Here is a 23,889-nt window from a genome sequence, read left to right as displayed (position 1 = left end):
ATCAAGTGTTAAGCTTAAGAGAAAAAATGACGCTCAACCGCGATGCTGCGGGTTTGTTGAAAGAGCTTAAGAGTGGCCAGCTATCGATTGGTGAACGCATCAAAAAGAACCGTGAGCTGGTGGAAATTCTTAATAAACTGACTGGCGCTAACCAAAAGGTTGAGCAGGAACCGGTATCAAGTTCAGATGAGCCAATATCGGTAGAAGAATTTTCCAAGTTAGGCCGCTCCGATAAGATTGAAAAGCTCAATGAAGTGCTATTTCTGCCTAACTGGTACGAATACGAAATGGCGTTTTTCCCTAACTACCAAGTGGTTGAAAAGGGCGATAACTACGTTGTGTACAAAGATGGCGAAAGCTTCCAGTTTGGCTACAAGGGGCATATCGCGCGAGGTTTGGACTACTGGAAAAACGATGCGGGTTCAGCTAAGAAAAATGGTGGCTTTGGTAGCTGGTCGCGCGCTGACCGTAACAAGGCTATCAAGACTCTTACGAAGCACATCGAGCAGAATGAGCGCGACAATGGCGAACGTCCAGTTGAGCAAAGCGATCTAGTTGCGAGATTCCTTGCTGGCGAGTTTAATAACGCCAAACCATCGGTGTTTGTTGATGTAATGCGAGACGTTCACTCAGAGGGCTTGGAGCTAGATAGCATCAAGCAAAAAGCGATTGAATGGTTCGAGCACAATCCTGACAAACTGGCCGCTTAAGTTTTCGCATGCGAGAACTTTAAAGAATCCCGTTCGATATAGTTTTCGCATGCGAAAACTTTTCAGAGAACTTGAGAAAACGACAATGAATGTTTTAACTAAAATCCGAGCAGATTATTACTACAAGCAATCTTTAAACCTTGCACTGGCAGCCAGTGAGCGCCACAACTACGCTAAGGCGCTTTTCGCATTGCTTAAGAGCCTTTAATCCTTTTCCCTGTCCCAAAAGTTTTCGCATGCGAGAACTCGCCACTCCAAACCGGAGCGGTCAAATTGAATCAACTCACATCAATTAACGCCGAAATCAAAGAGGCAAAAAACATCAATGACCTAGCCGAGATTGTTCAACTGTACGCAACAGACAATCCAAAACCCAAGCTAGGTCGCACCAGCTACGTGGTGACAGCAAAAGGCGACGAAGTAGAAACAGGCTTTAAAGTAGTAGAAGCCAGCGACCTTATTCCATCGAACGATTTGGACGGTCGAATCAATCCGAATTTCCCACAAGAGCTGCAACCGCGCGACCGTACTCGCGTATCCTCAAAATTGCAGATCTCAAAAATGGCCAACGATTTGCGCCCACAACAATTAACGGATTCTGGACTATCTAGCCACGGCGCACCGATTGTTGGTGCAGATAATGTGGTGGAGTCGGGGAACGGTCGAACCATCGCTATCATCAAAGCGTATAGAGAGGGCAAGGCTGAAAAGTACCGCCAGTTCCTAATCGACAATGCGGAGCGCTTCGACCTATCACCGGAGAAAGTTGAGAGCATGCGCGAACCAGTGTTGGTTCGAGAACGTGTTACCCAAGTTAACCGCGCTAAGTTTGCCCGAGATTCCAACCTCTCTGACTTGCAACAAATGAGCGCAGCCGAGACAGCTTGGGTTGACGCAGAGCGCATCGATGACCGCATGATTGCCCTGTTCCAACCGAGCGAAACAGGCAACCTTTTGGCCAAATCCAACCAAGGATTTATAAACAGCTTCCTAACCGAAATTGGGGATAACTCAACCGCCGGACTACTGACCGAAGATGGCCGACCAACCAAGCAACTGATTGAGCGTATGCAAAATGCCGTGTTTGCCAAGGCGTACAAAAACGAGAAGTTGGTGAAGCTGGTAGCCGAGGAAGCCGATCCCGAAATTCGCAACATTTTGAGCGCGCTAAACGGCGCAGCAAGCGCGTTTGTTGAGATGCAATACCTTAGCGGGGAAGTACACAAAAACACGTCTGGAACGCTGGCAGAGGCCGTGGAAATTAACGCTTCACAACCTGACCTCGCTAAGTCAGCACTTGACTCATTGGTGCAAGCAACCGAGCTGGTAAGACAGGCAAAAGAATCCGGCCAGCACATTGACGAACTATTAGCTCAGTCCGGTTTGTTTGGCGACAACGATCCCGAGGCCGAAGCGCTGGCGAGATTCATTGCTGCCAATAACCGAAGCGCAAAACGCATGACACTGGCCTTTAAGACAATGGCCGAGGCAATCAATAGTGAGCTGCTTCACCAAGGCCAAGCGCTAGGGGATATGTTCGGCGGCGGTAGTGCATCACTTATCGATATTCTTGGGCGAGTGAATCAAGAGCTGGAAAACGAGGGCGTACAAACAGGCTTTATGTTCGAGTCTGTTCTGCGACCGGACGAACTTGCAAGAATTCATTATGCCGCTATAAAATAGGTCTAGGCTTCCAAGCCTGTGACAAGCTAGAAGACACGACAAAAACGCCAGATTTAATTGTCAAATCTGGCGTTTTTGCATTTAAGGGAGTAGGGGATGTTTACTATCAGGCATCGTTATCACTACGGGCTAATCGACATAAACGAAGACGGCGTTGCCGATGGCCATTCAGTCGCAGGGAATGAGATCCCCGCTTTAAGGAAAGATGGCGAGTATATCTACAGACCATTTAAAGGGGCGCTAGATAATATCTATCTACTGCATGTCCAAAAGGTGAAGCTGGTGAATATCGTCGCTTACTGCGATGACGAACTAGGGCTGTTTGGCTGGCAAGACGTGCCGCTCGATCACTATTTGGTTGGCGTGTACCGTGACGGCGGGTACTACGTCTTAACGAAAAACGGGCAGCCTATCAGCCACCCGCTTTAAAAGTTTTCGCATGCGAGAACTTTACACACGATACCCAACTAATTGAGCTTCACCAACTGGCACTTGCTCAAGTTCGCCATCATCAAACAGTACCGTTAGCTTGTCGCTATGCTTACCAGATGCGAACACCAAACCATGACGACCATTAACCATGACACAAATGCTGGTAGGCTTTTGGTTGGCCGTAGGCTTTTTGCTTACTGGTGTCTTATCGGTCTTTTCTGCTTTCTCGGGTTCGCTAGGTTTAGGGGTAACTTCCACCTCGCTATCTAGCTCGCCAGTACGCAGTTTTACACAATCTTGGCGTGTTAGCTTCTCGCCGCTTTCCAGCGCTTCACGAACGCGCTCAGAGTTATCGATGGTTGCTTTGCGTAGTTCGTTGATGGACTCCACATCACCAATAATCCCTTTTTGGAATGCTTCCAAAACAAAGTCAGGGGCTTTAAGCACATTTAGGTATTTCGAAATGTAGCCGTCTGATTTGCCAAGGCGCTTAGCCAAGCCACGGTTATCCAGACTGTGCTTTTTCTTAGCTTGGTCAAACGCCTTACCCAATTCGATTGGCGTTAAATCTTCACGTTGGATGTTTTCAATGAGCTGGCCAAAAATATCGCCCTTTTCACGGACAATACATTCAACGTGAGTCAGCTTGTCGCTCAACATAGCGGCGCGCCAACGGCGTTCACCCTCTTGGATTTTGTATCCCTTGCCATCGAACGGGTAAACAACGACAGGTTGAATTTGGCCGTTTTCTTCTAGGCTTTCGCACAATTCAAGTAGTGATTCATCGTTAAATTCTTCACGAACTTGCTCAACTGAATACAAAGAGTCTTTAGGGATAGCCAGCACTTTCGCTGCATCGCGGATTTCTACCGCTGATTCATCCAAGAGATTATCTAGGTCGCTAAGCTTGATTCGATCTCTTAAGCTTTTGGTCATGCTGTCACCTCTACCATGCGCTTGCAAAGTTCATCACAAACCGCTGTAAAGCCGAATTTCTCAGCCGCTTTAGGGTTGGTTTCAATCAGTGCTTTGCCTTGGTTTAGAGCTTCACTTACGCGCGTTGTTTTAATCAGTTTGTTTTCAAAAACTAGGTTGCCGTACTCTTTACGAAGTTCCGCTTCCTGTTCGCGCTGGTCGTTTGTGATATTGGCTTCGATAAGGTTTAGGACAATGCCTAACACTTCCAAGTCAGGGTTCATTCGACGGATTTGGCGCGAGGTCTTAACCAGCTCATTAACGCCTTTGATCGACATTTTTTGTGCTTGGCTAATGATAAGTAGCTTACTGGCCACAAGTAGCGCTGCATGCTGTAGCGCGTTCGCCGCTGGTGGACAGTCGATAAAGATATAGTCGTAGTCGTCTTTGATAAGGTCGATAGACTCAGCCACGTTTAAGATTTGTGATTGAGTAATGTTACCCATGCGCTTATCGCCGCCAATAACGTGTACGTTTTCGCTTACTACAAAAGGCTTAGCCTTTACTGGATTTTCGAAAAGGTTGTAAGCGTTGTGTAGGCAGCTCGCAGATGTGTACTCTGAATTCTCGACCATTTCTGGTGCAATAGAGCCGCCCAAGTTGTTTTGCGGGTCAAAGTCCAGGAATAGACATTTCTTGCCTTGGTTAGCGATGCTAATGCCAAAGTTGTAAGTACAAGTTGTTTTACCTACGCCGCCTTTTTGGTTGGCAATCGCCATGATAGTGCTCATTAATGATTTCCTTTGCTGGTGGAGTTTGTTTGCTGTTTTGGTTTGCTCAGTGCTGTTTCAAGATCATCGATATAGCACTGAACCACATAGTCGGTCGTACCGCCGCCATTCATGGCTTTGTAGATGGCAGTGTGACAAGGGCTTACTCCCTTAACGCCATCAATAAGCAGCTTGGCTTTTCTGGTACTTCCTGCTTTCTCGACTAATTGAATTAGTCTTTCGCATCGTTCCTTGGATGCCATATCAACGCCTCTTAATTGTTGTCACTGGCAACGGGGTTACACTATACGTTGCCAGAAGCAACAGCACAAGCGAAAAAGTGAACAAACAGAACCGATTGCACAAGTTTTCGCATGCGAGAACTTTGAGAAAAATGTGAGATTGATTCCGAGAGTTTTCGCATGCGAAAACTTTTTGACAGAATTATTACTTACTCAATCCGGCAAAGTGACAGAATTGCCAGCGCGTAATCAGCAAGTGTGAGCGGTTGCATAACCAATTGTTTTTAATAAAAAAGACTGAAAAAACTTGTTGAATATGAAATTTATCTCATATAAATTACACACCAGATAAGCGATGCCGAAAACTATTAGGGGTAGTAGTGCTTGTGTTTATGCTTATCGATTCAACGTGCAATCCCCGCCATTTTCTCAGTGGCGGGGTTTATTTTTTTCTAGCAAAAGTTTTCGCATGCGAAAACTTAACGCATCGATTTGGCGTTCACGCTCCACGCTTCAAGGTTCACATCCTCGATAGAATATTCAAATTCTTCATCATCGGCGTAGTAGGTATGTAGGTTTGCTTGCCAGTAGCCTTTATCAATTTGCTCTTGCTGGTACGCCCACGCAGCACACAACAAAATCGCAGGGTCTTCGAAATTGAAGTGTTGCTCTGTGATCACTTCTGAATCGCTGCCAAGGTCATAACCATGCTTGGCCATGAGTGATTTAACCGCCCACCAATAAGCGCCATAGTGACGGTACATGAGCGGATTGGCTTGAAGTGTTTTGTAAATGCCATCGACTTGAGCTTGGATAAATGCCTCTTTGCTTTGCGCTGTTTCTAATGCCTCATCGAGTAGGGGCTGTAGATCTTCAACGGTAGGCAATTTCACTTGGGTAATCATTTTTGTCTCCAAAAAGTTTTCGCATGCGAGAACTTTTTCGCATGCGAAAATTTAAGTTAGGCAGCTTCGGCCAACGTGTTGTGAATGGTTAATAGTGATTTCGCCAGCAGTTCTAAATCCGCTTTCGCAGAGATAAACCACCAGCCACCATTAAACTCACTGCTTGCGTTCGAAGCGAAGTCAGCGCCGTACTCGGCCTTGGCTTCCTTGTCACCAGCGAACATCACTTTCAGCGAACCTTTAAGGCCGTTGTTGTCCATCAAACCAATGCGTTCGTATGGCTCTACAACAATCTCTTTTCGGTTGCGACCGCGCTTAGGCTTCCAGCTAATTGGTGAAGTCACCATTTTAACGTCGATGCCAATGCCTGACATTAGTTCGCTAAACTTCTCGATGCTCTCTACGTTAATGGCAGAGATATTATCGATTTTCACTTTCTGCGTTTCGGTCACTTGAACCTCGGCCTTTTCCGGCTTATCCGCATTTAGGTACTTCTCGATAAATTCTTCGCGCTGTGTGCTGCGGTAAGTGAATAGCGAACCATACGCACCTTTCATACGATTCAATGACCAGTCATCCGAGAAGATTAGGCCATCACCGGATAGAAACTCACGTTCGCCAATAGCGTGTAGGTCGGCACATACCTTAAGCATGGTTTCTTGTGAGTTTTCGCCGTAAATCGCATCGACCTTTTTCAGCAAGTGAGTATCGGTCGTTGGTTTGTATTGCGTCATCCAGTACGCGATCTGTGATAGACGTTTCGCACGGTCAGGGTCGTTGGCCACCAGCTTAGTGAAGTCAGCGAATAGCTTATCTTCCAGCTCTGTGCGGTATTCGCTAGAGCGTTCGGTCAGAATATCGGTGTAACGAGTGAACTCACGAGCCGATAGGCGGCGCGCTTCGTGTGCGTTGGTGTAACCTGTCCATTTCAAATTGCTTAGATGGTTATCTAGGTCTTTAAGGAAAGTGATAGACGTTTTGTAAGTCGTCTCCGCTTTCAGTAGTGCCTCTTGATAAAGCTCAGGGTATTTTTCCTCGAATGCTTTGATCTCAAGTGTCACCAGTTCTACGACTTCCTGTTCGGTCACTTGGTTGCCGTTTTCCATCGCTTGTTTGTCCCAATCGCTACCGATAAAGAAACTTAGAATGTCGTGTTCCAGCATCACGCGACCTTTATCTTCCAATTGCTTGGTTACTTGGTCGAGTAGGGCTTTCACGATCGCTTTATCGCTCGCATCTGGATAAATCAGCGTTTGGTCTGGTTCAACATCCAACCCCCACGGCGTAGAGAATGTGCCGTCAGCATTGCGCACCAAACAACGGCGGCTGTTACCGTAGGCTTTCATTTTCTTCTCTGCGACCAGTTCAAAGAACGTCTCACGGTCAAACGTATGAGCGACTTCACTTAGTGGCACACCTTGGATCGCTTTTGCTTCTAGTGCTGCTCTATCCTGATTCACTGGCGCAATTTCAATGATGCGCTCAACAGGTAGATCGACGTAGTTGCGTGACGCTGGTTCGCCGTCCATTTCAGTAATAAAGCCGTCCACCGTGCCAGATTTACGGTCGAAGTTGGTGATCATGATTGTTGCTTTTGAGTCGTACTCAGCGCTCCAAGAACGGCTCTTAACTTCGGCTTTGTAGGTGTAGCCATTACGAACAATCACACCGTTGCGAACAATGTATAACTCTGGATGAGTTAGGAAGTCAGGGTAATCCTTTAACACACCGTCATTGATGGCCAGCTCCATTGCTGGTTTCAATTTCTTGATGGTATCGCTCGCTTTATCGCGGTTTTTGATCGCTGCCTCAAAGGTTTTGATTTTGCTTTCTAGGGCAAACAATTTGCCTTTAGTGCGTTGGTAGTTTTGGTGCTGCCAACTGCCTCGCTTCTCGCCCTCTGCGCGTAGGCGATCTTCTTCCACTTCATTGCGTAGCGGTTCTAACTTCTCGCGTAGTTCGGCCAGCTCGCTTTCAACTTCGGTCACATCCAAAGCAAGCATTTGGGTAGCTTTGATGTACTTGCTAACGTTGATACTTGCTAGTCGGCGTTCCTCTAATTTGCGCTTGCGCTCCGCTTCACGTTTGGCCGCTTCGATACGGGCTTTCGCTTCTTCTGGATTCGCTGCCAGCATGATTGCAGTTTCGTCGGCTGCGTCTGCATCGGCGTTCGCAATGTACTTGTCATTACCTTTGAACATTGTCTCAATCCAAGTGGCTTTACGTTGGATTGTGGCCAAGCGGAAATCATCGAATGAGCCTTTAGACGTGTAGTAGTGAACGTTCACGCTGTTTTGTTTAGAGCCAACACGCGCGCCACGGCCATTACGCTGTGTGATACTCATTGGAGTCCACGGTAGCGTTAAGTGGTGAATATCGGTTGTGCCATGATGCAAGTTGATACCGACTTCGCCTTTTTTATTGAGGATCATGAATTTGTATTTCGAGGTGTTGTAAGCATTAGCGATCGCTTCCAAACCCGCTTCTTCATCGTCCTCAGTGGCCTTAGAGCCTTTCTTACCCGCAACGGTATCGCTGTTCAAAATACCAATTTCAGACAGCTTACAACCAACGAAATCCGCAATGATGCGAGCTAGTTTTTTGTGCTGTGTTTTTTCTTCGGTAAAGACAAGCTGCTTACCGCCAGCCAGATAAATCTCGCGCGCGTTCTCAAGGAACTTGGCGTACTTAGGAGAGACAGGGTGCGTAAATTTCAACTTAGCTTTGTCACAAATACTTGTGAACTTGTCATCAAGTTGCTGGTGGAGCTGAACCACGCAGTGATCGCCCTCGACCTTAACGCTCTTATCAACCTTAACTTGGATTTTGCTTAACTTAACCGTGCCGTCTGGTGCCACATCCTCAAAAGTGACTGTGACGGTATTTGGTAGCTTAGCGACTGCCGCCTCAACCTCTTTCTTGTTGTCCTTAGCGAATCGGTAGGTAACACGCTCATAGTACAAATCAAGGTCTGTACTTACCTTGTCCATTTTACGGATTAGGCCGAAAACCGTGTCGTTAGGGTATTGCTCGACAATCTCTTGGTTTTCGTCTTTGTCTGGATTACTGATAGCGTCAGCGCGTTGGCGTAGTTCCTCATATAGCGCTTCCTGTTCGCTATTCATTTGGACAAAGCTTTGCTGACTAATCAGGTCAGGAATGTGAACGTTGGCACCAACGGATTTGGCATCCTCGATCGTCATGTAGCGGTTAACGATGTTTCGAAGTGCGTCTAGGTTTTGGAATCCGAGTAGGGCTTCACGCTGTTCAACTTCGCCCGAAATCTTAGTAACCAGCGCTTCGCCAGTCTTACCAAACATGCGGATAAAGTCGTCGCTGTCAAAGATACCCATCTTGGCAAACGTGTCTGCCGGAATGATGTGGGACAGCATATTGAACATATCAACAGGGCTGTTTACGGTTGGCGTAGCTGTTAGGAAGTAAACGCCTCGACCGTCATTGCGCGCCTTAATGACGTTGTTCTTAAGCTGCATATCGATAGCGCGCTCGGCTTGAGCTTGGCTAGGCAAGAATGCCAAGTTGTTGCGGTATGAGCCGCCCTTGTACGAGTTGCGGAAATCATGCGCCTCATCGACCATAACCGAGTCGAATAGCAAGTCCTCAAAGTACGGTAGTTCTTCGTTTTTGGCCGTGCCATCGTCAGCATATTTCGCTTCAAAGCGCGCGTTCTTTGCTTTCTCTGTGTGGCTTTCCGCTTCCTTAACTAGCTTGCTTGAACCAGCAATCAAACCAGCATCGCGCATTTCAAGCACGTTGGCCGTAATCGTGTCCGGCTTCAATGGAATGCGGTTGTACACGTCTTTTGTCATTACCACGATGCGAGCGGTTGACTGTGTAAGCTGGTGGAGCTGTTCTGCTACGCGCTTGCCGTTGGTGTCTACGGTCAGTTTGGCGCGCAAGATAGGATCGCCTTTCTTGTCTAGCTTAGGTTCGCCCGTTTCATCCAATACTGGCTCCCGAATGATGTTGCCGTCATCGTCTTTGTGAACCTCAAGGCCGATAAATACCTTGTCAGATAGATTGCTTTCACCAAAGAACAGGTCGGACTCATAGAACCAGTTTTCTAGCACTGATTTAGGAACAACGATGGCCACACGGTTTGCGCGTTTGGTTTCTAGGTTGTACTGCACTAGACCAAGGCCAGTGAGCGTTTTACCCAAGCCAGTACCAAAGGCAATAATGCCGTTACCGTCTGCACTGTGACGGCGAATCGTTGAGTTTTGGTAAGGTAGGAACTCAATCGCACCAGATACGCCAGCTAGCGATAATGGAGTGTCATCGAACTCCGGTTTAATCCAACCGTTAAACGTATTGTTGTAAACCTGTTCCAAGTATTCTGAATGGTCAGATGATGCAATCCATGTAGAAAACTCATCATCGAGGCGGCGCATTTGCTCACGGATAAGTGATTTATCTTCGTTCTTACTACCGCCACGAACCGCACCATAGTTGATGTACGATTCAATTTGACGCTCAAATCGCTCATCGCTGTTCGCTGCTTTACCTTTCACGCCATTACGAGTTAGGCCATCAATCCATTCGCCATCACGCCAACGGTAGCCAGTGAGGTATTGGCCGGATTCGCTTTGTACGAAATCCTCAAAGCCGTCCTTATCCTCGGTAAAGTCGCCCAAGATAAATTCCGTGTAGCCACGGTCATGCAGGAACTCAAGCATGATGTTTTTAGGAATCCACTTATCGGTAAGCTTCATCTTCACATCGGCAATCGAGATCTTGTTTCGCTTAGATTCGATGGCTTGGATTTGGCGCATGATGTTAGCTTTCACGGTATCGCTGGTGGCCGATACTAATTGTGCGGTCAGCTGATCCATGCGTTTACCGACTAGGCCAGTCGTCGCTTTGTGGAATGCCGTCACCGTGCCGTCAGGGTTTACGGCTACCTCATCCATGTTCGCTAGGTAATCAAGCAACTGCTCATCGCTCATCGCATCGATACCGCTGGCGGTGTAATACGTGCGAACGTCATTCAGTGTCAGTGTGGTTATGCCTAGTTCACGGTCGCATAGATGGAACACGTCACCAATGCGAGACGAACTGTATTGAACAGTAAGTTCACGCTTAAGGTCGCCTTTGAGTAGGTCAGACAGTTTGCCCTTAGAATCGATCGATGAGTGGTAGTAATTCCATGCAGAGACGTACTTCTCGCTTAAGTTGCTTAGCGCTTTCTTCGATACCTTAGAGCCGCCCATTAGTGCGTTCAGCTCTAACACTTCGCCGCTTAACTTCACGCGATATTGTTCGGTCTGGAAGTCCTCCGCGCCCATTGCCATGTTGGCCAAGTCGCTATTGGATGTGGTTCGGCCACCAGCAACCAGCGTTGCAAGTGTTTGAACTTTCATGCCAAGTAGAATGCCTTTGTAAGCGTGTTCTTGGCTCGCTTTTGGCAGCTTGGCAATCTCGCGCATTAGGGCTTTAAAGTCGTCATGACACAAGTAGCCGTAATCTTCGAAAATCTGTAGCGCTTGGCTGGCCGATAGCTTAAGCATCGATTCAGTAGAGTAGGTGATAGAACCGATCTCATCGGTGTTATCTACGCCATAGGTCGCCTTGCTGATAACGCCTGTTTTCGCGTTGCTTTCGGACACTTCCCATTCGCCATCAATCATTTCGTATTGCTGGCCATTGCGGAAAATCGTGTCGCCCTCGGAGTATTTCGCGCTCACTGGCTCGCTTACCGATTCATCAAGCAACATCCAGTCGATACGGCTGTTAAAGCGGCGCATTAGGGACTGTTTAATGTCCTCGTTAGAACGGTTGCCACGCTTCACGACTTTGCGCGCAAACTTACCTACGCCCTCAACAGTCTGTTCGCCGTTGATGAATTTCTTACCCTCGCGCTCGAACCACTTACCTTTAAGCCAAGTATCCCAAAGCACGTTAGATTCAATCAGCGTGTCACGGTCGGCACTATCAATCAGTGCTTTCGCTTGGTCGCTGTGTTTGCGCCAGATAACGAGGTCAGTCACTACGCCAGTATCAGCGAACGTGCCCGTTGGTAGTCGGTGCGCGCCCAAGAACTCCGCTTTAAGTGCGAGTTGTGTACGCCACTTCTCAAGGTTTTTCGCATCACAAATACGAGTTGGAAGCACTAGGGCAATCAAGCCACCAGCTTTCGCTTTATCGATAGAACGAGAAACGAAATACTGATCGGCGTACTTAATGTCTTTGTACGCTTTGTCTTTCATCGCACTAGCATCACGAACACCATAAGGCGGGTTGCCGATCACTAGGTCGAAATCGCCAATATCGGGATTGCTGGCCACGGCTTCGAATGCCGATTGAATTACATGATCTTCGGGGTGAAGAATCTGGTTAATGGCCGCCGAGGTCTGATCCATTTCTACGGATGTAGTCAGGGTGCCTTTAGGTTTGGTTTCGCTAAATACGCCCACGCCCGAACTTGGTTCAAGTACGCTGCCGCCAGTAAAGCCATAGGAACGAACTGCATCCCAAGTCGCGCTCGCCAGCCATTTAGGCGTGTAGTATTCGTTGGTGGAGCCACCGATACCGCCAAAACCTGTGTAGTCGCGCAGAGCTGCTTTATCTTCGGGTGAAACGTTGGAGTAGTCGCCGTTGTACTTGGCGAGAATGTCTTTGGCTAGTTGGTTAGCCTTAAGGCGCTGGTGGCCTTTTGGAGTATCGCTAATATCGACAGCGAGCAAGGCTTCAAACTGGCGTACCAGTTCATCGATTGTTGTCGCCTGTTCAATACTGCGGGTTAAATCAGTGTTCATGAACTTGCCTTTTATTCATTGGATAAAAGCCAAAAAAAAAGTCGAGCTTTCGCCCGACTTTTTCCTTTCCTATTCCCCATCCCAAAAAAACGCCACTATCAATATCAATTTAAGTTAATGAATAATCTAAAATATCTAAGGAAGTAGATTTTTAGGGACGAGGCAATTATTCCGAACACACTGAGCGCTATCAAGGCGAAAAATTAGTGTTTTTAGTGAGTAACCATCATTAAAAGGCAAGCAATTGAACTTTGACTAAAAAAATTTATTCCAACAAAAATCAATGATTTATTCTCGTATTGGTCACATTGACGCAATGCGCTATCATCCAAGATCATCCCCATCTCTGTAAAAAGCGCCTCAACTAACTGAGGTCGCACATGTCGCAAAATAAGGCATCAATTGGACTGGCGGCAGCTTTAAAACAAGCGTTCCCTTTCTTTAACGAGAATGACGATAAAGAGAGTGGGATTAGTTTTGAATCTGGCGCTGGATACACGGGATCGCCATTCCACGATCGCGATAACCAATTAGATGAAAGCAACGGCGCTCTGACCAATGACGGTCGAAAGAGCTCAGACCGTTTTTTTCTTCATAAGCTGCCAAAAGATCGCTTCATGCTATATCCGATACTCAAGGAGATGGCCGAGGACAGCACGATTGATGCCGCGCTCAATCTGCACCTTGGTCACGCTCTTTCGGTATCAAACGATCATGGCATGGCCGTGTATCTTCATCCCACCGATGAGAAATACGCAGAGTATGTAGGCCGTCTTAATCGAGAATTACTAGCGCCAATCAACGACAACCTAATGAACTGGACGTATTCAACGCTGGTTTATGGGGTTAACTACGTTCGTCCGTACACGCAAGAGGGTGTTGGTATCACTCACTTTGAGGCCAACTATTACACCTTGCCTAACCAAATACGTGAGTACGAACGTTCGGGCGAGCTGGCTGGCTTTACTGCGGAATATCTCCAAACCCGAGCGAACGGCGAACAGGTACGCCTTGCCGAACCTTGGGCGCTTATCCCGCTCAAAATGCCAATCTGGCGACCAGATATGGACGTGCCACCAGTGAACTACACTGGCCAGCGCTACTCACTCTATGACGATGCGTATTCACGCATGCCAATCGAGACGCAGAACTACGGCACATCGATTCTGCTTACCTGTTTTGAGGCTTGGTCGATGCTTCGCCAGTCCATTGCAGCACTAGGCGCGAGTCGTGTGAACGCTTCGCTTATCGATCGCATGGTGGCGGTAAACACTGACGGCTTGGATGCGGCGGGAGCTGCGGAATACATCAACATGGTCGCTGACCAGATGAAACAAGACCGTCAAGAGGTGGTAGACCGTTCCCGCAAGCTAGGTTTCATCCCAACCGTCATCAACACGCTATTGCCATTTATGGGCGGCGCTAAAGGTGGCTTGCAGATCGATACCTTTACCACTGACCCGAATATCTCTCACATCGAAGATATTATGTTTCACCTTAAACGCTTGGCGGGAACGCTTGGCGTAGACCCGTCCATGCTTGGTTTTGGTGATCTGCTATCTGGTGGACTAGGTGAGGGTGGTTTCTTCCGCGCTTCCATTCAATCTGCACTACGCGCCAACCAAATCCGCGCAGCCGTGGTGAAGTTCGTTAAACGCGCCATCGATATTCACACCATCTACCGAGACGGCAAGGTGTGGAGCGATAACGATATGCCATTCGAGATCCGCTTTAACTCTCTCAATACCGCTATTGAGCAAGAGAAAGCCGATGCAATGGAATCTCAAGCGAACTACGCAACCATGCTGGCCACCGTGCTTGACCTTATCGAGCAATCCCCAATCGGCAAATCCGAAAAACTCAAAAATCACCTTTACACGTCTGTTATTGGCCTCGATTCCGAGTTGGCCAAGGAAGTCATTTCCGAGCTGGCCGCTCAAGTCTCTAAAAACGACAAGATGATGGAATCCATTGGCATGACAGACCAAAGCGAAGCGGAACGATTCGTTAGAGACGTAGTTCTCGACTTACTAACTGAAATCCAAAGCCATTAATGGAGAAACGAAAGTGACAGCAAAAGCACTTAAACAAGTATCCGACCGTTTCAGCCTATTCAATGACGGTCGCAAGCTTAGCGCCAACAAGCGCAACTACATCATCAAAGCCGTGCAAGCGATGATCAACAGCCCACGAACTCAAGAGCTACTACGACTAGGCGAGGCGTATGGTTACTATGGCCATCAATCCCGCCAACGCGCTAATAAGCTCTCAATTGGTGAAACTGAGGTGATCATGATTAATGGTCGTCCGGTTGTGGTAGAAAACGTGCCATCTAACCGCACAATCTCTATCACCTGTTCAGATGACGGTATTGTTGAACACACTCAAGAGTTTTTAGATACCGATACAGGCCGTATCGCTTTAGGTTTGCACAATAGCCGTGCTGGTGGTTGGAGTTGGGCGACTGGTGGCCAAGATACACGCGAGGCATCGATCACTACTTCATATCACGGTATGGACTACGTATTGCAGCCGAACTATATCAGCCTAGACCATCCGGCCATGATGATGGAAAGCGCGAACAGCGAGCAAATGATCCTCGAATCGCTACAGGAACAAGGTTTTGATGAGGAATCCGCGCGTAATATCTACGCGAACATGACTCAACAGAGCAATGTTGAGCTTGTCGGTGATCTTACTAACCAGCTTATGTACCTAGAAAGCGTGAACGCAGAGTTGCGTGAAAAGGTAGAGCAAAACGCTAAGGCAACCTCGATGCTGCTTGATGTTGTGGACTCTTTACCTATCTATGTGACCGATGCGCAGCGCAAAGCGATCGCCAACATGGCCAGCAAGGAAGATCATCAAGTGGTGCGAGCTATGTTTGAGTCGCTAGGTTCCCGAAAAATGGCGACTTTACCGACAAATAGCTACGTTCCAGTAGAGCAAAAAGTGAGTGTTGCGCCTCAAATTAAACAGCAATTCGTCAACTTCGGATCTTCATTACGAAAATTCCAATAAGTTGATCAATTAAAAAGCGCCACCAGCGCTTAGTAATTAAGTACAAAAAACACTCAATTAAATCGAAAATGCTGGTGGCCAATTCGGAATTTTATAAATCACTAGGCGCGACAGGACGCAAATAGAGTTTATCTTTCTTGAAGTGCGTTGGTCGCCAGTCCCAACCAGCGATAGATACGCTATCTCGCGCGCCAGCAATATACGACACTGAGCGCAACACATTGACACCCTTATCAAAGTTAATCGCCTTATCGGCCTTTAGAACGAGTCTACCGTCTTTTTGGCTATGCAAACCAAAGGTGCAACCTGAGATTGTTACTAACAAATCCAACGGTAGCGCTGGTGCGTTCTTTTTCGGGAATTGTCGGCGCTTAAATTGTTGTTTTAATTGGTTAACTTGAGTTTCTAATTGCTGTTCAGCACTTGGTGGGGGAGTAAATTTCATCACAGAGTTATCCACAAAATTTGGCGTGTTCGGAATATTAACACGTCCAAAAGGAGTTTAAATAGATAAAATTTTTGGTAAACTCTAGCGCCAGATGGTAACGCCCCTTGTTCGGAATCACTTTGATATAGGGACTTGTTTGATCAACCATTTACGATCAATAATAGGGGAGTTTTTCTGTAATTAGATCATGGCGATGCCGTGATAGAGAGAAAGTGATTCGATTTCGGGCAACAGAAAATAAAAAAGCCCGCTTTGGCGAGCGGGCTTTCTTACTGAAATCGAGCTTTAAGCGGCAAACTTAAAGCGTCACGACAAACGAACTTAAGGAAAGTCAGTATGCCGTAATGAATTAGACCGAAGCCTAATCAGGTGAGACAACGAGGTTGGCAGCCAAGAAGTCTCATTTAGATTGAATGTTTTTAAGCGATTTAGAACATCAATCTCAGCGAACGTAACTTACGTAACTTTGCGTTACCGTAAAACTTACACAACACTGAATCAGGTGTAAGTATAACGTTCAAAGAGATCGGTGGCAAATTTTTGCGTCTTTTTTTGAGCGAATTTTATGCAAATTACACCTCTTTTGCTGAATCCTCGTTACTGGAAGTCAGGATTCAGAACACAAGCTTCCAATATCAAAGCCAATAAACCATTGGCACAACGTAAGCTTGCTTGCCTACTAGAAACTATCTCAAGCTTTATCCTTAAGCATGGTCACACTTGCTTTGCATCAAGCGATACCTTAATGCGTACCTACAATGAGAACTGTCACCGTTACGGTTGTCAGCCAATCACAAAGCGTACTGTTGATACTTACATTTCAGATGCAGTTGATTTGCACTTAATCGACCGCAAATCGTTCCAGAACCGTGAAACAGGTCAGAATCAACGTCACATCACTCTATGCGTTGATGGCATCAAAAACATGTTCGCTGGTGTCTACAAATACGCTCTACAAGCGGCAGAGAAGTTTTGTAATAGACAAAAATTGCATTTAGGGGGGTCTTCTGTGGAAAAACCTCTTGAGGCCAGTGCTGACAAGGCTTGCGAACAATCAGACAAAAACGAAAATTGCACTATAAATACAAAGGATCTCTCTACAGAGAGTAAAAATAAAATTAATAACGGTATCCCGTCTGATTCTTGGTTTTTGAAGATCTTCAAACGTGACGCTGACGAAGTAAAACAACTTCAACTAGCTGCTAAGCAAGGCCGCCTATCAGCGAGTGGAGCTCGTCGTGTTATCAAGCTGTACAACAAGCACCAACAGCCTTTAGCGCCTAAGTTCGTGTCATACCTTAAGTTTGTGATTGCTAGCTGGCACAACAAGGCTGCAAGCGCCGTGAAAGCTAGCGTGAGCAAGGTTCGTGATACAGCCACCATGTTAGCAGAGTACATGAACACCATTTCCGAGAAAGAGTCTCAAGGCTTAGTTGAATACTATCGTGACGCAGTCGGGCGAGTACAAGTCAGGTATCTGTAATCACTGCTTGATGTGAGTATTTCTATACATGCGTGACCTAAAATGTGTCATAATTACCTAAATCTTGTTATTTATGGATGTGCATTTGCATGAGTGATGAAGAATATTTCTACCCTGCGGTAAGCGATAACCTCCCGAAACATATCAAAAAAGGCCACCAACTGGTCTTTAGTCGTCAAGATCTATCCGCTAGGGAAGCAGATATGTTTGCGTTGATGATTGCACATATGAAACCAAGTGATTGGGAACAGAAAACACCACACTATGAGTTTACTTCACATCAATTATCAGAGTGGTTAGGTGTTGAGTCTAAACATATCGGTAGCAACTTAAGTCCAGTAGCGAACCGCCTAGCTAGTCGAAAAATCGGGATAAAGGTGGAAACCCCGAAAGGTGATATTGAATTCGACTATAGACCTCTTTTTAAACATATCGCTTATAAACACGGCATACTTACGATGGTTCCTAACGATATGCTCAAACCTGAGTATATTGAATATAATCAAGGATTTGCTCTGATTAATACTCGCAATTTCTTTGAGGTGAAAAAGGAGTATTCTAAGCGCTTGTACGAACTGCTTAGTCGCTTCAAAGACAAGGGCTTTGAAATGCATGCGCAAAAGCTTAGTGAACTGAAAGGAATATTTGGGCTTTTGGACGAATCAGGGAAGCTGAAAAAAGATAAAAGTTCCTTCAAAAACAACAGCGTATTTATGAAACGTTGTATCAGGGAAAGCATTAAAGAACTTTCTGAACACCCTCAGATTAGCAAAGAGCTTCTATTTTTAGAAAGCAGCCAAGGTGATAAGGGTTTTGAGGTTGTAAAGAAAGGTAGAACCATTACTGGAATCAAGTTTCTCTTCCGGTGGGTTAAACTAGGTTCAATTGATGAACTAAATCAACACGATGCTCTTAAGACAATTCGACAACTTGAATTGAAAAGGCTTCAAAACCAAGTCAGACTCACCGAGTCTGAACTAGAATCACTTGCCATCGCGTACCGCTATGTGGGTAAAGAAGACCACGCTCTTAAAGTTGAAGCTAGCTTGTCAAAGCGACACTTAGAAAAAGAGCAACAAAAGCATGATGATGGAATGCATGAATTAGAGTCGTTAATGGAAAAGATAGATACCCTTTCAGAACTAACCGATACACACGATTACTGATAGCTAACAAGTTTTAGGTCATGGGCTCGATAGATGACATTTTCTAGGTTGAAATGAGCTATGTGACACATTTTAGGTATATGGGAGGGAATTCGACGTGATCATTGACTCGAAAGTAGAAAAAACCGGACAAGACTCCTATACAACCATCTCACACACCTAAAATATGTCATTTAAGAACAGAAACACCTAAAATCTGTTATCCAATCACCTGATATATGATCACTTTCACCTAGATTATGTAGCACTAAAGCCTGTAAGAAGATCACAAACACCTAATAAATGATCAATTAAACCTAGATCTTGTTACTTAAAGACCTAAAAAAAGATCTTTAAACGAGTTAAAATCAATTAAAATCAATACGTTACGGTTTCTATAGATCTTATAGTTCTATAGTTCTCATAGATTGATATAGTTAAATATAGATCTTTATAGCGTATGTGGATAACTGGAAAATCAAAGATTTACACAGTTTCCCACATACACAACAAGTTTTTGTTGTTTGGATGAGTTAATGATCCTAGCTATAGACAACGGCATGCTACAACGAATAACGACCGCATTTGTGTGAGTTCTTGACAAAAACACGAATTGACAGGAAATATTAATTATTGGATAGTTGTAAGTGTGCTCTAGAAGCAACAATGTACTTCTAGAGCGACAACGTTGTCTAGCCAAATAGTGCTTGCACTATGGCTGTGACTAACTTGATTAAAGCAATCAAGAGATCAACTAACTTGACCATATCTACCTCTCCAAAGGCTTATGGTTAAAGACAACGCACAAGGGTTTTTTAATGGCGGCCACCATTGATTGCCCGTATGCACGAAGTGAAGCTTTCTAGCTGCTTCGAGCTTGGTTGGTGATTACATAATTACCTCCTAATTAATTAAAGGTTGGGTTCTTCGAATCCAGCCTTTTTTTATATTCTTCACACCAGCAATGGTTATGGGGGAACGTTTTGTTCCAATCCTTGCTGAACCAAGTATTTCAGACTCTTAGCCCATTTTGCAAACGGCGAAATGGTATAAAACCTTCTTTGCCGCGAATGGATTCATTCTATTGCATCTCGTAAAAAATAGCCCTGAGATGGCTTTGTGTTTGTTTGCTTTCTGTACATCACCGAGGTTAATGAACGTCTTTGTGTTTGTCTATAAAGATTCGACGTTGTGTATATAGCTCCGTCATACTCAAACTAGGCCGATTATATAACACCTTAAATTTAAACCGGAAATCATCTCGTCCCATAAGACAAATTTGGTCATTATCTATTCAATTACTCAACTTGGGCTCTCATCAAGTTATCCGTTAGCAGCATTAAACTCAACTATTTGACGTCGATAAGATGCTAAACGATCTGGCGTCATGGTCACGTAAGGCATCTGTTTTTCACTATACCGCTATTTTAAATGGAATGCGTGCTAACAGAACCTTACGGACGAGGTTTCTTGATGAATCAGTTCAAACTATCTTTCGCGATTGATGCTTTCTAATTTCTATTTTGCTTTTGTAAAGCGACAGTGTTGTTGTTTAGTTTGGTTGGTTTTTGTTTGTTTTTGTTGCTGGTGGATGTTTTGATGGGTTTCCGAATGGTAAGCGCTTGCTCTATGAGTAGGCGCTTTTTTTGTGCCTTAAATTCTTGAACGTTCGGATTAATTATTGAAGCGAAAAAAAGCTTCGAGTTTCCCCGAAGCTTTTCATTACTCTTATCCCGATAGCTAAACGTATCCGTCTATGCGAGGTGGATTTTATCATCATCCACTTTGAAAAGAGAAGTGTTTATCTTGATAAGTAGCTTATCTACAGGGATTTTCCACTTTTTACACAAGTCATATAGGTTGTTCTGACCGCTCTTAATTGCATTGGCCAAAGCGAAGTCTAAGACGCTGTTCGAGGTGTTGGTCATGTACTCTTTAACGTCTGCTTGGATTTGGTCGTGAACTTTTTTGCTGTTGTTCTCTGACATTTGCTGATTCCTCATATGAGTCTGTTTGCCTGTTTGCTGAGACAAAAATACATCGTTTCGGTTTTTGTATCAATACTTTTTGCATTGTTTTTTAAGTGGGTTTATACTCCGCATAAAATTGATGTGTTCGGAATGAAAGATGAGTGAGGAAATTTCTGAAATTAAGCGATCTCAACTGGAACAACGGCAAAGAGAGCGAGACGAAAGCTCACCATCAATCCTGGATACATTCGAGGGCATAGAGCTTACGGACGAACGCGAAGCTCTGGCGAACCGGTTACAAGATGCCGATGTGACATTGGACGACAAACCGGATCGCTGCCCGACTTGCAATGGCACAGGTTACACCAAGTCGTTATTTAGCAAGTGGGAGTGCTGTAGCTGTTTTGGGACTGGTTACGACCTTTCCGATCCGGTTGCCGTTATCAAGTGGCAAAAGCTCTGCCTCGATTGGTCAAAGAATCGGTTACATGAATATCGCGTTGCATTGATTAAGGCGACTACAACCGAGGAAGAACGACTAGCAAGTGAAGTGGAGAGCTTCTATGAAAATGCGAGACGCAAAGACTAAACAGGCCGCTCGAATCCAATCGCTTGAGTATCGACAGCAACGTGCAGCGCGAATCAAGCGAGCGAGACGGCATGCAGATTTAACCATACTCGAAATGAGCAGGTTAATCGGGTTATCACCAGACACTTATCGAAAAATCGAGAATGGCGAGGTGAACCCAAGGGTGCAAAACCTAGAACTGATAGCGGTCTACACAAGTACAGACGTGGGTTATTTGTTCTTTGGTGATGCGATTTCTAACAGAGACGAAGCGGTAAAGAGAGATACCGGAGAATAACGAATGGCTTCAAGAGGCATTAACAAGGTCATTCTGGTTGGTAACTTGGGGTCAGATCCCGAAATCCGATACCTACCAAATGGCGGCGCAGTAGCGAATATCACGGTCGCTACATCCGAAACTTGGCGCGATAAAGCGTCAGGCGAGAACCGAGAAAAAACCGAGTGGCATCGAGTGGTGTTGTTCGGCAAGTTGGCCGAAGTGGCGGGGGAGTTCCTACGCAAAGGGTCACAAGTTTACATCGAGGGTCAATTGCAGACTCGCAAATGGAAAGACCAGCAAGGCCAAGACCGTTACAGCACAGAGGTAGTAGTTCAAGGCTTTAATGGCGTGATGCAAATGCTTGGCAATAACCGAGCTGGTGGCCAGCAACAACAAGGCGGTTGGGGTCAACCTCAACAACCACAGCATTCACCACAGCAACAGGGTGGTTGGGAGCAATCTCAACAGCAATACGGCGAGCCACCAATGGACTTTGACGATGACATACCGTTCCAGAACGAGTTCCGTCATTACAAGATGCTGAGTTACGTGGCGGCTTAAGCGATGAGTAAACAAAATTTAGCGTTAGCAACTCAAGGCGACTTACTGATTGTATTGCGTCGAATGACCATTAAAGCGCTTATGGAAATGCGCGAGGCGACAGGCGAAACGGATTTTACTGACACACCAAGTGCTTTTTATTTCAGTAACCGTGCGATCGCGGCAGAAGTAAACGGGTGTTCGCGTCATGTGGCCGAACTAATCCAAGACAGCGACCTCGACTACGTTCACAAAGGTAGCGAAATACTGGTTTGGCTGGATGACCTAGAAGAACGCCTAGAGCGCTTTGCTAACCAAGAATAAGACACTTTAACCCTATTCCCTTATCCCAATTTTTGAGTAGTAGAGAAATTTTCCGATGAGCGATGTTTTTACTGTAGAGCTTCCTTGGGGACTTCCTGAAAATTCGCCAATTGAAATCAAAGAATTTGAGATCCCGCTTGTTGGTTTGATGCAGCACATCATTGATGACTTGCAATTCAAACTATCCCAACGCACGGCCAAGGCCGACGAGGCGCTAAAGCAAAAATATCAGGCAATGCTTGATGAACGTACCGAAATCCTTGCAGCGCGTGACCGCGCAATGGCTGGCACTGAGGTTATGCGTAAAAAGCGTAACGAGGCCGAGCTGATTGCAACCGAGCTACGCGAAGAAAACGAGCGTCTAGGTAAGGACAACCAACGCCTAGAAGCTGAGATCAAACGCCTTACCACTGAGTTGCGTCACGCTCAACAAGAACTGGACGGCATTCCTAAGCTGGTGGAGAACAAGGTAGCCGCTGCATTGGCTAACCAAGTGGCATCATCTGGTGAACTGGAATCGCTTAATCAGCAACTTGAGAGTGTTCAAGAGCAACTACGCATTGCCGAGGACAAACGCAAAGCAACCGCCGCTAAGAACGCGACACTGGATGAGGCCAACAAGGCCGCTGAAACTGAGCTGACTAAGAGCAAAGAACACATCCAAATGCTAAGTGAGCTGGTGGCCAACCAAACCGAGCAAATCAACAGCATGACCGAGGGATTGAGAAACGCTGATGAGAACTATCACTACGTGATGCACAACATTGATGAGGTGTTGGCCTACGCAGCGATCATTGCTCACGAAAACGAAGAACTACGCAACGACAACCTATATCTAGGCGAAGCGGTTCAATACCACGATCTTAAATCCGTTTGGAAAGGTGGCGACTGGCAAGCGTACATGCTTTGCAAGTCTACCGCGATTCAGCCTCAAGAGGGTCTAGGCAAACCCGATCACCGTTTTGGTCTGATTTACCTAATGAACACGCATACCGGAGCTGGCCACACGGCTTACATTGGTGAAGATGGCTCCCTATGTATGTCTAAGCTGCTACACGAATCTTGCCTACTTCCACAAGAGTATTGGGAAGAATTTACCGAGGCGGCTAAGCAAGTGCCAGTAGACAAGATTGAGCTTGCTTTAGACCGCGCAGTGAAACGCACACAGAAAGTCGTGAGTGTGGCCAAAGTCCTCGATTTGGATTGGTGTACTCAAGTGAACCTAGTCGAGATTGCGCAGCGCCTAAGCGACTACGTACCTCAATACGAGCTAAACCGAGCGCTAACACACATTGAACGTGCGAAAGAGCTGGCACCACGCAACGTAAGCCTAATTAAGCGCATCAACAAACGATTTGATACTGAGTACGCGCTGCATTCCGCAGGTGGCCGCATTCCAGATACACCAGCGAAGCCAAGCAAGCCAAAACGCAACCAAAAACGAGGCAAACGCAAATGAGCGAGAAGTGTAAGCCATTTTCAGCCGTGCTAGTGACCTACCAATGCGATGACGAGCAGTGCAAGGGCAATGTAGTTCGACTAGGCAAGGTGCGCATCGGTAATGAGTTTGCGCATCGATGCGAGAAATGCAGCAAAGGGTACATGCTAGAAAAGGAATACCCACACTTGGCACATCAAAGCCACAAATACTGAGAATTTAAACCCGCAAGGGACAAA

General features: G+C 46.0%; 21 protein-coding genes. 14 read left to right on the top strand and 7 right to left on the bottom strand.

Going from position 1 to position 23,889, the window contains the following annotated elements:
- The first annotated feature begins 5 nt into the window (after positions 1 to 5).
- From L3V30_RS21070 to L3V30_RS21060, 4 genes are all read left to right on the top strand, one after another.
- The gene (locus tag L3V30_RS21070; protein WP_237309789.1) at positions 6 to 710 is read left to right on the top strand and encodes a hypothetical protein; all 705 of its coding nucleotides are present in this window, start codon (positions 6 to 8) and stop codon (positions 708 to 710) included.
- 85 nt (positions 711 to 795) lie between these two features.
- Positions 796 to 918 carry a hypothetical protein gene (locus L3V30_RS23990; protein WP_256011401.1) on the top strand — a complete coding sequence of 41 codons (123 nt, stop codon included), beginning with the start codon at positions 796 to 798 and terminating at the stop codon, positions 916 to 918.
- A gap of 65 nt (positions 919 to 983) precedes the next feature.
- Positions 984 to 2,393 carry a hypothetical protein gene (locus L3V30_RS21065; RefSeq protein ID WP_237309787.1) on the top strand — a complete coding sequence of 470 codons (1,410 nt, stop codon included), beginning with the start codon at positions 984 to 986 and terminating at the stop codon, positions 2,391 to 2,393.
- 96 nt (positions 2,394 to 2,489) lie between these two features.
- Entirely contained in the window at positions 2,490 to 2,822 is a 333-nt protein-coding gene (locus L3V30_RS21060) for a hypothetical protein (RefSeq protein ID WP_213986476.1), read from the top strand.
- A gap of 21 nt (positions 2,823 to 2,843) precedes the next feature.
- Here L3V30_RS21060 and L3V30_RS21055 read toward each other — a convergent pair whose 3' ends face one another.
- The 5 genes from L3V30_RS21055 to L3V30_RS21035 all read right to left on the bottom strand — a co-directional run bounded on the left by L3V30_RS21055 (position 2,844) and on the right by L3V30_RS21035 (position 12,433).
- Entirely contained in the window at positions 2,844 to 3,761 is a 918-nt protein-coding gene (locus L3V30_RS21055; RefSeq protein WP_237309785.1) for a ParB/RepB/Spo0J family partition protein, read from the bottom strand.
- Positions 3,758 to 4,531 (bottom strand): ParA family protein, encoded by a 774-nt coding sequence (locus L3V30_RS21050; protein ID WP_213896420.1) that lies wholly within the window; start codon positions 4,529 to 4,531, stop codon positions 3,758 to 3,760. The genes L3V30_RS21055 and L3V30_RS21050 overlap by 4 nt, the downstream gene beginning before the upstream one ends.
- Positions 4,531 to 4,773 (bottom strand): hypothetical protein, encoded by a 243-nt coding sequence (locus L3V30_RS21045; protein WP_069497778.1) that lies wholly within the window; start codon positions 4,771 to 4,773, stop codon positions 4,531 to 4,533. Before L3V30_RS21045 ends, L3V30_RS21050 begins: the two co-directional genes overlap by 1 nt.
- Positions 4,774 to 5,231: 458 nt before the next feature.
- A complete protein-coding gene (locus L3V30_RS21040) occupies positions 5,232 to 5,657 on the bottom strand; it encodes a hypothetical protein (RefSeq protein ID WP_029860222.1) in 426 nt (141 codons plus the stop codon).
- 56 nt (positions 5,658 to 5,713) lie between these two features.
- Positions 5,714 to 12,433 (bottom strand): SNF2-related protein, encoded by a 6,720-nt coding sequence (locus L3V30_RS21035; RefSeq protein ID WP_237309783.1) that lies wholly within the window; start codon positions 12,431 to 12,433, stop codon positions 5,714 to 5,716.
- Positions 12,434 to 12,813: 380 nt separating this feature from the next.
- Here L3V30_RS21035 and L3V30_RS21030 point away from each other — a divergent pair, with 380 nt between their 5' ends.
- Together L3V30_RS21030 and L3V30_RS21025 are read left to right on the top strand one after the other, a co-directional pair.
- Positions 12,814 to 14,487 carry a portal protein gene (locus tag L3V30_RS21030; protein WP_237309782.1) on the top strand — a complete coding sequence of 558 codons (1,674 nt, stop codon included), beginning with the start codon at positions 12,814 to 12,816 and terminating at the stop codon, positions 14,485 to 14,487.
- A gap of 13 nt (positions 14,488 to 14,500) precedes the next feature.
- Positions 14,501 to 15,454: a hypothetical protein gene (locus L3V30_RS21025; protein ID WP_237309781.1), complete on the top strand. Its 954-nt coding sequence runs from the start codon at positions 14,501 to 14,503 to the stop codon at positions 15,452 to 15,454.
- 91 nt (positions 15,455 to 15,545) lie between these two features.
- On the opposite strand, the gene L3V30_RS21020 is transcribed toward L3V30_RS21025, so the two are convergent.
- The gene (locus L3V30_RS21020) at positions 15,546 to 15,899 is read right to left on the bottom strand and encodes a hypothetical protein (protein WP_064369748.1); all 354 of its coding nucleotides are present in this window, start codon (positions 15,897 to 15,899) and stop codon (positions 15,546 to 15,548) included.
- 568 nt (positions 15,900 to 16,467) lie between these two features.
- Between L3V30_RS21020 and L3V30_RS21015 the strand changes: the two genes are divergently transcribed.
- Together L3V30_RS21015 and L3V30_RS21010 are read left to right on the top strand one after the other, a co-directional pair.
- Positions 16,468 to 17,385 (top strand): hypothetical protein, encoded by a 918-nt coding sequence (locus L3V30_RS21015; protein WP_213967948.1) that lies wholly within the window; start codon positions 16,468 to 16,470, stop codon positions 17,383 to 17,385.
- An 89-nt stretch (positions 17,386 to 17,474) separates the two neighbouring features.
- Positions 17,475 to 18,551: a replication initiation protein gene (locus L3V30_RS21010; protein ID WP_140203117.1), complete on the top strand. Its 1,077-nt coding sequence runs from the start codon at positions 17,475 to 17,477 to the stop codon at positions 18,549 to 18,551.
- A 1,733-nt stretch (positions 18,552 to 20,284) separates the two neighbouring features.
- Here the strand turns inward: L3V30_RS21010 and L3V30_RS21005 are convergent.
- On the bottom strand, positions 20,285 to 20,518 hold the full coding sequence (locus tag L3V30_RS21005; RefSeq protein WP_237309780.1) for a hypothetical protein: 234 nt from the start codon (positions 20,516 to 20,518) through the stop codon (positions 20,285 to 20,287).
- 139 nt (positions 20,519 to 20,657) lie between these two features.
- On the opposite strand from L3V30_RS21005, the gene L3V30_RS21000 reads away from it, so the two are divergent.
- The 6 genes from L3V30_RS21000 to L3V30_RS20975 are packed head-to-tail and all read left to right on the top strand — an operon-like array spanning position 20,658 to position 23,865.
- Positions 20,658 to 21,089 carry a hypothetical protein gene (locus tag L3V30_RS21000; protein WP_176311790.1) on the top strand — a complete coding sequence of 144 codons (432 nt, stop codon included), beginning with the start codon at positions 20,658 to 20,660 and terminating at the stop codon, positions 21,087 to 21,089.
- Entirely contained in the window at positions 21,064 to 21,366 is a 303-nt protein-coding gene (locus L3V30_RS20995) for a helix-turn-helix transcriptional regulator (protein WP_017634072.1), read from the top strand. The genes L3V30_RS21000 and L3V30_RS20995 overlap by 26 nt, the downstream gene beginning before the upstream one ends.
- 3 nt (positions 21,367 to 21,369) lie before the next feature.
- Positions 21,370 to 21,909 (top strand): single-stranded DNA-binding protein, encoded by a 540-nt coding sequence (locus L3V30_RS20990; RefSeq protein ID WP_237309779.1) that lies wholly within the window; start codon positions 21,370 to 21,372, stop codon positions 21,907 to 21,909.
- Between the two features lie 3 nt (positions 21,910 to 21,912).
- Entirely contained in the window at positions 21,913 to 22,212 is a 300-nt protein-coding gene (locus tag L3V30_RS20985; protein WP_170897583.1) for a hypothetical protein, read from the top strand.
- Positions 22,213 to 22,267: 55 nt separating this feature from the next.
- On the top strand, positions 22,268 to 23,671 hold the full coding sequence (locus L3V30_RS20980; protein ID WP_237309778.1) for a hypothetical protein: 1,404 nt from the start codon (positions 22,268 to 22,270) through the stop codon (positions 23,669 to 23,671).
- Positions 23,668 to 23,865: a hypothetical protein gene (locus tag L3V30_RS20975; RefSeq protein WP_025559829.1), complete on the top strand. Its 198-nt coding sequence runs from the start codon at positions 23,668 to 23,670 to the stop codon at positions 23,863 to 23,865. Before L3V30_RS20980 ends, L3V30_RS20975 begins: the two co-directional genes overlap by 4 nt.
- Positions 23,866 to 23,889 lie beyond the last annotated feature (24 nt).

It is taken from the genome of Vibrio sp. A1-1 (assembly GCF_021728175.1).
Classification (GTDB): domain Bacteria; phylum Pseudomonadota; class Gammaproteobacteria; order Enterobacterales; family Vibrionaceae; genus Vibrio; species Vibrio diabolicus.
Note: the sequence above shows the minus strand (reverse complement) of the source record. Positions and strands in the feature narration are given on the sequence as shown.